Annotated in this window: 10 protein-coding genes and 1 riboswitch; of the genes, 9 read left to right on the forward strand and 1 reads right to left on the reverse strand. The window is 68.3% G+C overall.

Translation table 11 applies throughout. The annotated features are described in order from the left end of the window. From AB0C46_RS40355 to AB0C46_RS40365, 3 genes are all read left to right on the forward strand, one after another. On the forward strand, window positions 1-621 hold a 621-nt coding region (locus tag AB0C46_RS40355; RefSeq protein ID WP_362834115.1), incomplete at its 5' end, for a cbb3-type cytochrome c oxidase subunit I. Next, complete coding sequence (locus tag AB0C46_RS40360; protein WP_128506350.1) at window positions 618-1016, forward strand: cytochrome c oxidase subunit 4; 399 nt, start codon at window positions 618-620, stop codon at window positions 1014-1016. The genes AB0C46_RS40355 and AB0C46_RS40360, both read left to right, overlap by 4 nt. A gap of 134 nt (window positions 1017-1150) precedes the next feature. Further along, a complete protein-coding gene (locus AB0C46_RS40365; protein WP_362834116.1) occupies window positions 1151-2422 on the forward strand; it encodes an Ig-like domain-containing protein in 1272 nt (423 codons plus the stop codon). A gap of 19 nt (window positions 2423-2441) precedes the next feature. Here AB0C46_RS40365 and AB0C46_RS40370 read toward each other — a convergent pair whose 3' ends face one another. Beyond that, the gene (locus tag AB0C46_RS40370; RefSeq protein WP_362834117.1) at window positions 2442-2843 is read right to left on the reverse strand and encodes a hypothetical protein; all 402 of its coding nucleotides are present in this window, start codon (window positions 2841-2843) and stop codon (window positions 2442-2444) included. Window positions 2844-3106: 263 nt separating this feature from the next. On the opposite strand from AB0C46_RS40370, the gene AB0C46_RS40375 reads away from it, so the two are divergent. The 6 genes from AB0C46_RS40375 to AB0C46_RS40400 all read left to right on the forward strand — a co-directional run bounded on the left by AB0C46_RS40375 (window position 3107) and on the right by AB0C46_RS40400 (window position 10261). After that, complete coding sequence (locus AB0C46_RS40375) at window positions 3107-3727, forward strand: heme-copper oxidase subunit III (protein ID WP_362834118.1); 621 nt, start codon at window positions 3107-3109, stop codon at window positions 3725-3727. Between the two features lie 77 nt (window positions 3728-3804). Continuing rightward, the gene (locus tag AB0C46_RS40380) at window positions 3805-4614 is read left to right on the forward strand and encodes a c-type cytochrome (protein WP_362834119.1); all 810 of its coding nucleotides are present in this window, start codon (window positions 3805-3807) and stop codon (window positions 4612-4614) included. After that, complete coding sequence (locus tag AB0C46_RS40385; RefSeq protein WP_362834120.1) at window positions 4611-5675, forward strand: Rieske 2Fe-2S domain-containing protein; 1065 nt, start codon at window positions 4611-4613, stop codon at window positions 5673-5675. The genes AB0C46_RS40380 and AB0C46_RS40385 overlap by 4 nt, the downstream gene beginning before the upstream one ends. Next, window positions 5672-7309, forward strand: a complete 1638-nt coding sequence (locus AB0C46_RS40390; RefSeq protein ID WP_362834121.1) for a cytochrome bc complex cytochrome b subunit — start codon at window positions 5672-5674, stop codon at window positions 7307-7309. Before AB0C46_RS40385 ends, AB0C46_RS40390 begins: the two co-directional genes overlap by 4 nt. Window positions 7310-7449: 140 nt before the next feature. Then, window positions 7450-8514, forward strand: a complete 1065-nt coding sequence (trpD, locus tag AB0C46_RS40395; protein ID WP_362834122.1) for an anthranilate phosphoribosyltransferase — start codon at window positions 7450-7452, stop codon at window positions 8512-8514. A 91-nt stretch (window positions 8515-8605) separates the two neighbouring features. Beyond that, window positions 8606-8723, forward strand: a riboswitch (SAM riboswitch). A 170-nt stretch (window positions 8724-8893) separates the two neighbouring features. Continuing rightward, entirely contained in the window at window positions 8894-10261 is a 1368-nt protein-coding gene (locus AB0C46_RS40400; protein ID WP_362834123.1) for an aminotransferase class V-fold PLP-dependent enzyme, read from the forward strand. Window positions 10262-10472 lie beyond the last annotated feature (211 nt).

Below are 10472 nucleotides of genomic sequence, written 5' to 3' on the forward strand. Positions count from 1 at the left end.
TTCGGTGGTCTGACCGGCGTCATCCTGGCCTCGCCGCCGATGGACTTCCACATCTCCGACTCGTACTTCGTCGTGGCGCACTTCCACTACGTGGTCTTCGGCACGGTCGTCTTCGCGATGTTCTGCGGCTTCCACTTCTGGTGGCCGAAGTTCACCGGCAAGATGCTGGACGAGCGGCTCGGCAAGATCACCTTCTGGACGCTGTTCGTGGGCTTCCACGGCACCTTCCTCGTCCAGCACTGGCTGGGTGCCGAGGGCATGCCGCGGCGTTACGCGGACTACCTCGCCGCCGACGGCTTCACAGCGCTGAACACCATCTCGACGATCAGCTCGTTCCTGCTGGGCCTGTCGATCCTGCCGTTCATGTACAACGTCTGGAAGACGTCGAAGTACGGCGAGAAGATCGAGGTCGACGACCCCTGGGGCTACGGCCGCTCGCTCGAGTGGGCGACGTCCTGCCCGCCGCCGCGGCACAACTTCCTCACGCTGCCGCGCATTCGCTCCGAATCCCCGGCGTTCGACCTGCACCACCCGGAGATCGCAGCACTTGACGCGCTGCACAACGGCCGCGCCACCGAGGACGACAAGTCCCTCGCCGGCGGCAAGGAGGCGGGCAAGTGAAGATCCAGGGCAAGATGTTCATCTGGCTCTCCGTCTTCGTCCTCGCCATGGCGATCGTCTATGGCGTCTGGTCGAAGGAGCCCGCGGGTACCACCGCACTGTTCCTCGCCTTCGGCCTGTGCATCATGGTCGGCTACTACCTGGCCTTCACGGCCCGGCGGGTCGACGCGGGTGCCCAGGACAACGAGAACGCCGAGGTCTCGGACGACGCCGGTGAGCTGGGCTTCTTCAGCCCGCACAGCTGGCAGCCGCTGTCCCTGGCCGTCGGTGGCGCGCTCGCCTTCATGGGCGTCGTCTTCGGCTGGTGGCTGCTCTACTTCTCGCTCCCGGTGATCCTCGTCGGCCTCTTCGGCTGGGTTTTCGAGTACTACCGCGGCGAGAACCGCACGCAGTAACGGCCGCGCAGCTGCCGTACGGCGGGCCCGGACACCTCAACAGGTGTCCGGGCCCGCCGCTTTTGGGACCCGGGGCAGACCCGTTTGCAGTCCTCCAGCGCGCTGAGACAGGTGATTCTTCATATTTTTGGGGCATGAGTCACAGACCTCGAACCCGGACGGTGCTGAGCTGCGGCCTCCTGCTCGTGCCCCTTGCGGTGAGCGCCACCGCGTGCGGGGGCTCGGATTCGGAAGCGCTCTCCGCCAATCCCTACGACGCGGCCGACCAGATCTCGGCCAATACCCCGGACGGCAAGAAGAAAGCGGACCCCGACAAGCCGCTTGAGGTGTCCGTCAAGGGGGACGACGCACGGATCACCGACGTCACGGCCACCGATTCCACCGGCCGCTTCGTCCACGGCGAGCTGAGCGCCGACGGCAGGCACTGGCGTACCACCGTGCCACTGGCCGCCGGCACCCGCTACACGGTGCAGGTGAGCACCGAGGAGGAGGACGGTTCGCCCGGCCGCAAGACGCTCGTGGTCAACACCGAGGACGCGGACGGCCAGTTGACCGCCGCCTTCGGGCCGGAGGCCGGCGAGTACGGGGTCGGCCAGCCGGTCACCGCGGAGCTGAGCCGGCCCATCAAGGACGCGAAGGCCCGCGCCATCGTGGAGAGCGCCCTGAAGGTCGACTCCATGCCGCGGGTCCAGGGCGCCTGGCACTGGGTGGACGACAAGAAGCTGCACTTCCGCCCGAAGGAGTACTGGCCCGCCCACGCCACGATCTCGGTGCACAGCAACCTGGCGGGCCTGAAGATCGCCAAGGGGCTCTACGGAGGCCCGTCCAAGCCCGTGAAGCTCACCACCGGCGACCGCGTGGAGGCCGTCACCGACGCGGGCACGCACCAGATGACGGTGTGGCGCAACGGTGAGTCGATCAAGACCGTCCCCGTGACCACCGGCAAGCCCGGCTTCTCCACCCGCAACGGCGTCAAGGTCGTCCTCGCCAAGGAGAGCTTCGTACGGATGCGCAGCTCGACCGTCGGCATCGCCGCCGGCTCGGAGTCCTACGATCTGCCGGTCTACTGGGCCACCCGGGTGACCTGGAGCGGCGAATACGTCCACGCCGCACCCTGGTCCGTCGGCTCGCAGGGCGCGGCGAACGTCAGCCACGGCTGTACGGGCATGTCCACGGGCAACGCCCAGTGGTTCTTCAACACCGTGCGGGTCGGCGACGTCGTCAAGGTCATCAACAGCGGCGGCGAGACCATGACGGCGTTCGACAACGGCTTCGGTGACTGGAACATGCCCTGGAAGGAATGGCGGGACGGCAGCGCGCTGAAGAGCAAGGCCTCCAGCACCACTGGAGCGGCCGAGCGAGCGCAGAACCCGGTCGGCGACGCCCGGTTGCGCCCGAGGATCTGAGCGCCGCCCAGCAGGCCGCTCAGGCCTGTACGAGGTTCTTCCGGCGCAGCAGCCCGGCCAGGGCGTCGGCGAAGGCCACCGGGTCCAGCGGATGGGTCACCGCGGCATCCGCCCGGCTCCAGGTGGCCAGCCAGGCGTCCTGGGGGCGGCCGATCAGCAGCAGTACCGGCGGGCACCGGAAGATCTCGTCCTTGATCTGCCGGCAGACGCCCATGCCGCCCGCGGGCGCGGTCTCGCCGTCCAGTACACAGACGTCGATGCCGCCCTGCTCCAGGGCTGTCAGGACGGCCGGTGCGGTGGCGCACTCCAGGATCTCGATCTGCGGGGCATCGGCGGCGGGCCGCCGTCCGGCCGCCAGCCGGACCTGCTCGCGGGTGTGGGCGTTGTCGCTGTAGACCAGCACCGTGGCAGTCGCCTGCATCGTTCCTCCACGCTTCGTAGCGGCACAGCATCGGGTGGGGCGGATGCTACTCCCGCGGGGGGCGCCCGCAGGAGGGGTTGACCGGATCCAAGATCTGCCCGACGGCCCGTCAGGACCGGTGCCGGCGGGGCCGCGGCTCCGTGGCCGGACGGGTGCGTCCCTCCTTCGAGCGACCGCCGAAACGGTCCGTACGAGCAGGGCATACGTCCTTGACACACCGAACGGCACCCCCCGGAGTGAGGGCGGGATAAGCGACCGACATAATGTCGGTCGTGGCGACAGCAACGACAGTAGAAACCGGGCACGCGCACCCGTCGGTCAATCGGCCGAACCTCACCAGCGTCGGAACCATCATCTGGCTGAGTTCCGAGCTGATGTTCTTCGCGGCCCTCTTCGCGATGTACTTCACCCTTCGATCGGTGACCGGATCCGAGTATTGGAAGGAATCCGCCGATGCGCTGAATCTTCCGTTCTCCGCGACCAACACCACGATCCTGGTGCTCAGCTCTCTGACCTGCCAGCTCGGCGTTTTCGCGGCCGAGCGTGGCAATGTCAAGAAGCTCCGGGCCTGGTTCGTGGTCACCTTCGTCATGGGTGCGATCTTCATCGGTGGTCAGGTCTTCGAGTACACGGAGCTGGTCAAGCACGAGGGCCTGTCGCTCTCGTCCGGCCCGTACGGCTCGGTGTTCTACCTGACCACCGGCTTCCACGGACTGCATGTGACGGGCGGTCTGATCGCCTTCCTGCTGGTCCTGGGCAGGACGTACGCGGCCAAGAGGTTCACCCACACGCAGGCCACCGCGGCCATCGTCGTGTCCTACTACTGGCACTTCGTCGATGTCGTCTGGATCGGCCTCTTCGCCACGATCTACCTGATCAAGTAGTCCGGGCCCGTACCGGCTCGTATCAGACAGACATATCCAAAGCATCGACGCAGAAGATCCTGACACCGGGGTAATCCGTGAAAAAGCTCTCCGCACGACGGCGCCATCCGCTGGCGGCGCTCGTCGTCCTACTCTTCGCGCTGGCGGTCACTGGGGGGCTGTACGCCGCGTTCGCGCCGGCGGACAAGGCTCAGGCCGATGACACCGCCCAGTCCCTTGCCATCAAGGAGGGCAAGAAGCTCTTCGCCGTGGGCTGCGCCAGCTGCCACGGCACCGGCGGTCAGGGCACCTCCGACGGCCCCAGCCTGGTCGGCGTCGGCGCCGCAGCCGTGGACTTCCAGGTGGGCACCGGCCGTATGCCGGCCCAGCAGCCCGGCGCCCAGGTGCCGCGGAAGAAGAACATCTACACCAACGCCCAGATCGACCAGCTCTCGGCCTACGTGGCCTCGCTGGGCGCCGGCCCGACCGTGCCGGACAAGGAGCAGTACAGCCCCGACGGTGCCGACATCGGCAAGGGCGGCGAGCTGTTCCGCACCAACTGCGCGCAGTGCCACAACTTCACCGGTAAGGGCGGCGCCCTGACCGACGGCAAGTACGCACCGACGCTTGAGGGCGTGAACCCGAAGCACATCTACGAGGCCATGGAGACCGGCCCGCAGAACATGCCTTCCTTCGGTGACGGCTCGCTGTCGCAGCAGAACAAGAAGGACATCATCGCGTACCTCGACGCCGTCAACGGTGATGAATCCGAGAGCCCCGGCGGCCTCGACCTCGGCGGTCTCGGTCCGGTCAGTGAGGGTCTCTTCGGCTACATCTTCGGCCTGGGCTCGCTGGTCGCGGTCGCCATCTGGGTCGCAGCCCGGACTACGAAGGCCAAGAAGTCATGAGCGAGACTGGACGACACGAAGACGTGCCAGAAGAAACCCTTCCCGGTGAGCGGGAGACGGCTCACGAAGGCGTGGTGACCACGGCGGACAACCCGTTCGCCGACCCGGGTCTGCCGCCCCACGAGCACCGCACCCAGGACATCGACGAGCAGGCCGCCAAGCGCTCCGAGCGCACCGTGGCCCTCCTCTTCATCGTGTCGATGTTCGCCACGGTCGCCTTCATCGCCTCGTACGTGGCGATCCCGATCGACAAGAACGTCTACATCTGGCCGATCGGCAACATCAGCGCGCTGAACTTCGCGCTCGGTCTGACGCTCGGCGCGGCGCTCTTCTGCATCGGCGCCGGCGCGGTCCACTGGGCCCGCACGCTGATGTCGGACGAGGAGGTCGCCGACGAGCGCCACCCGATCGAGGCGCCGCCGGAGGTCAAGGCCAAGGTGATGGCGGACTTCGCACAGGGTGCGAAGGAGTCACAGGTCGGCCGCCGCAAGCTGATCCGCAACACGATGTTCGGTGCGCTGGCCCTGGTGCCGCTCTCCGGTGTCGTGCTGCTGCGTGACCTCGGGCCGCTGCCCGGGAACAAGCTGCGCACCACGGGCTGGAAGAAGGGCGTCCGCCTGGTCAACCAGTCCACCAACCTCCCGCTGCGTCCCGAGGACATCGCGGTCGGCTCCCTCACCTTCGCCAAGCCCGAGGGCCTGGAGGAGCACGATGAGGACTTCAACCAGCAGATCGCCAAGGACGCCCTGATGCTCGTGCGGATCCAGCCGCAGAACATCAAGGACAAGCACGAACTCTCCTGGTCGCACGAGGGCATCGTGGCGTACTCGAAGATCTGCACCCACGTGGGCTGCCCGATCAGCCTGTACGAGCAGCAGACGCACCACGTGCTCTGCCCCTGCCACCAGTCGACGTTCGACCTCTCTGACGGTGGTCGGGTGATCTTCGGTCCGGCCGGACACGCCCTGCCGCAGCTGCACATCACGGAGAAGGACGGCTTCCTGGAGGCCGCAAGCGGCTTCGAGGAGCCCGTCGGCCCGAGCTTCTGGGAGCGCGGATGAGTAACGAGACGAGCGGGTCCAACCCGCGCCGTGGCCAGGCGCCGCGGGGCGAGCGGATCGCCGACTGGGCGGACGGCCGGCTGGGCATCTACAGCCTGGCCAAGTCCAACATGCGCAAGATCTTCCCGGACCACTGGTCCTTCATGCTGGGTGAGGTCGCGCTTTACAGCTTCATCATCATCATCCTGACCGGTGTCTATCTGACGCTGTTCTTCCACCCGAGCATGGCCGAGGTGACCTATCACGGTTCCTACGTGCCCATGCAGGGAATCCGGATGACGCAGGCCTTCGAGTCGACGCTGAACATCAGCTTCGACGTGCGTGGCGGTCTGCTGATCCGGCAGATCCACCACTGGGCCGCGCTGGTGTTCCTGGCCGCGATGATGGTCCACATGATGCGGGTGTTCTTCACCGGCGCCTTCCGCAAGCCGCGCGAGGTCAACTGGCTGTTCGGCTTCCTGCTGCTCGTGCTGGGCATGTTCACCGGCTTCACCGGCTACTCGCTCCCCGACGACCTGCTCTCCGGTACCGGTGTGCGGTTCATCGAGGGCGTCATCCTGGCGATGCCGCTGGTCGGTTCGTACCTGCAGTTCTTCATCTTCGGCGGGGAGTTCCCGGGACACGACATCATCCCGCGGTTCTTCACGGTGCACGTCCTGCTGCTGCCGGGCATCATGCTCGGCCTGCTGGTGGCGCACCTGATCCTGGTCTTCTACCACAAGCACACCCAGTTCCCGGGTGCCGGCAAGACCAACAACAACGTCGTGGGCATGCCGCTGCTGCCGGTCTACATGGCCAAGGCCGGAGGCTTCTTCTTCCTGGTCTTCGGTGTGATCGCGGTGATCTCCGCGGTCGCCAGCATCAACCCGGTGTGGGCGATCGGCCCCTACCGGCCGGACCAGGTGTCCACCGGCGCCCAGCCCGACTGGTACATGGGCTTCGCCGAGGGTCTGGTGCGTGTCATGCCGGGCTGGGAGTGGAACTTCTGGGGCCACACCCTCAACTTCGGTGTGCTGATCCCGATCGTGATCTTCCCGCTGGTCCTGGTCGCGATCGCGGTCTACCCGTTCATCGAGTCCTGGGTCAAGGGCGACAAGCGCGAGCACCACATCCTGGACCGCCCGCGCAACGTCCCGACCCGTACCGGCTTCGGTGTCGCCTGGCTCGTCGCGTACTTCGTGATGCTGATCGGTGGTGGCAACGACCTCTGGGCCACGCACTTCCACCTGTCGCTCAACTCGCTCACGTGGTTCGTCCGGATCGGATTCTTCGTCCTTCCGGTGCTGGCCTTCATCGCCACCAAGCGGATCTGCCTGGGTCTGCAGCGGCGCGACAAGGACAAGGTGCTGCACGGCCGCGAGTCCGGCATCATCAAGCGCCTGCCGCACGGTGAGTTCATCGAGGTCCACGAGCCGCTCGACCAGGAGCAGCTGCACGTGCTCACCCAGCACGAGCAGCCCGAGCCGCTCGAGCTGGGCCCGGAGGTCGACGAGAACGGTGTGGAGCGCAAGCTGTCGCGCTCGCAGAAGCTGCGCGCCAAGCTCTCGAAGGCCTACTACGGCGACGACAACGTCATCCCGAAGGCCACGGTCGAGGAGTACAAGGAGATCAGCAGCGGCCACGGCCACCACTGATCACCGCGGCGCTTCGTAGCGCACCGTAGGGAGTACGCCACCCAGAGGGCCCCGTCCGATGATCGGACGGGGCCCTCCGGCGTGCCCGGCGGGTCGATAGGGTGACGGCATAAGCAGGAGACAATCCAGGAGTGTGGACCATGAACGTTGTGACCCCGGTTGGCGGCGACAGCGTGGCGGCCCACACCTGGCCGGACCTCCTCAACGCCCTGCTCGCCGGCCGTGACCTCAGCGCGGACGACACCGCATGGGCGATGGACAAGATCATGCGGGGCGAGGCCAGCGACGCCCAGATCGCCGGGTTCGCGGTCGCGCTGCGCGCCAAGGGCGAGACCGTCGCCGAGATCTCCGGCCTGGTGCGCACCATGTACGCGCACGCCCGGCTGATCGAGGTGCCGGGCCCCAGCGTCGACATCGTCGGCACCGGCGGCGACGGCGCCAAGACCGTCAACATCTCCACGATGTCCTCGATCGTGGTCGCCGGCACCGGCGCCAAGGTCGTCAAGCACGGCAACCGCGCCGCCTCCTCGGCCAGCGGTGCCTCCGATGTCCTGGAGAAGCTCGGCGTCAATCTCGACCTCACCCCGCAGCGGGTCACCGAGGTCGCCCAGGAAGCGGGCATCACCTTCTGCTTCGCGGTGAAGTTCCACCCCTCACTGCGGCACGTCGCCAACGCGCGGGCCCAGCTCGGCATCCGCACCACCTTCAACGTGCTGGGCCCGCTGACCAACCCCGCCAAGGTCCGCGCCCAGGCGACCGGTGTCGCGGACGCCCGGATGGCGCCGATCCTGGCCGGGGTGCTCGCCGAGCGCGGCTCGTCGGCACTGGTCTTCCGCGGCGACGACGGCCTGGACGAGCTGACCACGACCGCGACCTCCCGGGTGTGGATCGTCCGGGACGGCACGGTCCGCGAGGAGCCCTTCGACCCCCGGGACGTGGGCATTCCCCTGGTGCCGGTGGAGGCGCTGCGCGGGGCGGACGCCTCGTACAACGCGGATGTGGCCCGCCGGCTGCTGGACGGGGAGACCGGCCCGGTGCGCGACGCGGTGCTGCTGAACTCCGCGGCGGCGCTGGTCGCGCTGGAGCCGACGGACGCTCCGCTGGCCGAGCAGATCCGGGCCGGGATGGAGCGGGCCGCCGCCTCGGTCGATTCCGGAGCGGCCAAGGCGGCGCTGGAGCGCTGGGTGGCCGCCAGCAACACATGAGCGCGCCGTGACGCAGGGTGTGACGCAAGGCTCAGTCCGTCATACGGACCGGGCCTTGCGCCTCTTTGCCCATGTGGCATGATTCTGCCCAGGTCACGAGTGACAGCGATGCAGGCCCCGGCCCGCTGTCCGGCAACCCTCCTTCCGTGGCGGGGTGCCCCGGGTGATGACCAGGCCGTAGGCAGCGAGGTCTGCGGCAAGCGCGGATCCCTCGCCAGGGATCCTGGTCCCCGAGGGAGAACTTCCGTGAATCAGCGAATGCGATAGGGCCCGACGGCCCCTTCTCCGCATCCCTTTTTCTTTCCCGCCGCGGTGCCCCGGCGCGTCCTGTCGCACCCCCGCCCGCAGCGAATTCGCTTACCTCTTACGGGAGTTCGCCATGTCCGTTTCCGCCGTTGCCGCCGACCGTTCCGTTTGTGCCCCGCTGCCGGTTCTCGGCCGGGATGTTCTCGTCCCGCTCGTGACCGGTGGCGAGGTCGACTACGCCGCGCTGGACTATGCCGCCAGCGCCCCTGCGCTGCAGCGGGTCTGGGACGACGTGGCTGCCTACGCCCCCTACTACGGCAGCGTGCACCGCGGCGCCGGATACCTCTCGCAGCTGTCCACCGACCTCTTCGAGAACAGCCGCCGGACCATCGGTGAGTTCCTCGGCTGCCGGGACGAGGACCAGGTCGTCTTCACCCGCTCCACCACCGACTCGCTGAACCTGCTCGCCGCCGTACTCCCGCAGGGCACCCGGGTGTTCGTCTTCGAGACCGAGCACCATGCTTCGCTGCTGCCCTGGGAGCAGCGCCCGGATGTCGCGGTGACCTACCTCAACGCCCCCCGCACCCCGCAGCAGGCGGTGGACACCCTGGAGAAGGCGCTGGCCGCACGCGAGCCCTACGGCCCGGCGCTGGTCTGCGTGACCGGTGCGTCGAATGTGACCGGGGAGCTGTGGCCGGTGCAGGAGCTGGCGGCCGCCGCGCATGCGCACGGCGCCCGGATCGTGCTGGACGCGGCGCAGCTCGTCCCGCACCACCCGGTGGACCTCGGGGAACTGGACGTGGACTGGGTCGCCTTCTCCGGACACAAGCTGTACGCGCCGTTCGGCGCAGGGGTGCTGGCCGGCCGCGCGGACTGGCTGCGGGACGCCGAGCCGTACCTGGCGGGCGGCGGCGCCAGCCGCAAGGTCTCCCGGCGCACGGACGGCGGGGTCGACGTCGAGTGGCACACCACCGCGGCCCGGCACGAGGCCGGTTCGCCCAACGTCATCGGCGCCTACGCCATCGCCTCCGCCTGCCAGGCGCTGACCGAGGCCGGCTTCGAGGGCCTGGTCGCCCGCGAGCAGGAGCTGATCGCCCGCCTCCGCTCAGGCCTGGCCGACGTACCCGAGGCCGCCGTGCTCTCCCTCTTCGGCGACGACGCCGCACGGGTGGGCGTCCTCTCCTTCGTCGTCGAGGGCTGGAACAGCTCACACTTCGCTGCCGCGCTGTCGGCGGAGTACGGCATCGGCGTCCGCGACGGCCTGTTCTGCGCCCACCCCCTCGTCCGCACCCTCCTGGGCAGCGAGCCGCAGGACCCGGGGGAGTGCGGCGCCCCCGACGCCGCCCCCGGCGAGAAGTCCCTGAACGCCATCCGCGTCAGCCTGGGCGTTGGCACGCCGGATGAGCACGTCGACCGCTTCCTCCGCGCGGTCAAGGAACTGGTGACGAATGGCGCCCGCTGGAACTACCGTACGGAGGACGGGCGTTGTGTACCCGCGTAGCGGGTAGCGCGTAGCGCTTAGCTTTCCCACGTTTTCGGCTGTCCCGCCGTGGTGGTTTCTCGCCGTTGCGGGTCCGCTGCGCGGGGCGTGGGCGCGGGTGATGTTTGCGGGTGCCCCGCCGTTGCGCCTGCGGCGGGCGGGGTCCGCTGCGCGGGGCTGTGGGTGCGGTGACGGGCCTCCGGGGCCTGGTGTGTGGACTGCTTCGCTTTAC

Origin of the sequence: Streptomyces sp. NPDC048637, assembly GCF_040650675.1 — a bacterium.
In the GTDB taxonomy this organism is placed as follows: Bacteria; Actinomycetota; Actinomycetes; order Streptomycetales; family Streptomycetaceae; genus Streptomyces.

Coding starts and splice junctions, on each gene's coding strand:
- AB0C46_RS40365 (WP_362834116.1), top strand. CDS start 1,151: ATGAGTCACAGACCTCGAACCCGGACGGTGCTGAGCTGCGGCCTCCTG.
- AB0C46_RS40390 (WP_362834121.1), top strand. CDS start 5,672: ATGAGTAACGAGACGAGCGGGTCCAACCCGCGCCGTGGCCAGGCGCCG.
- AB0C46_RS40375 (WP_362834118.1), top strand. CDS start 3,107: ATGTCGGTCGTGGCGACAGCAACGACAGTAGAAACCGGGCACGCGCAC.
- AB0C46_RS40370 (WP_362834117.1), bottom strand. CDS start 2,843: ATGCAGGCGACTGCCACGGTGCTGGTCTACAGCGACAACGCCCACACC.
- AB0C46_RS40385 (WP_362834120.1), top strand. CDS start 4,611: ATGAGCGAGACTGGACGACACGAAGACGTGCCAGAAGAAACCCTTCCC.
- AB0C46_RS40400 (WP_362834123.1), top strand. CDS start 8,894: ATGTCCGTTTCCGCCGTTGCCGCCGACCGTTCCGTTTGTGCCCCGCTG.
- trpD (WP_362834122.1), top strand. CDS start 7,450: ATGAACGTTGTGACCCCGGTTGGCGGCGACAGCGTGGCGGCCCACACC.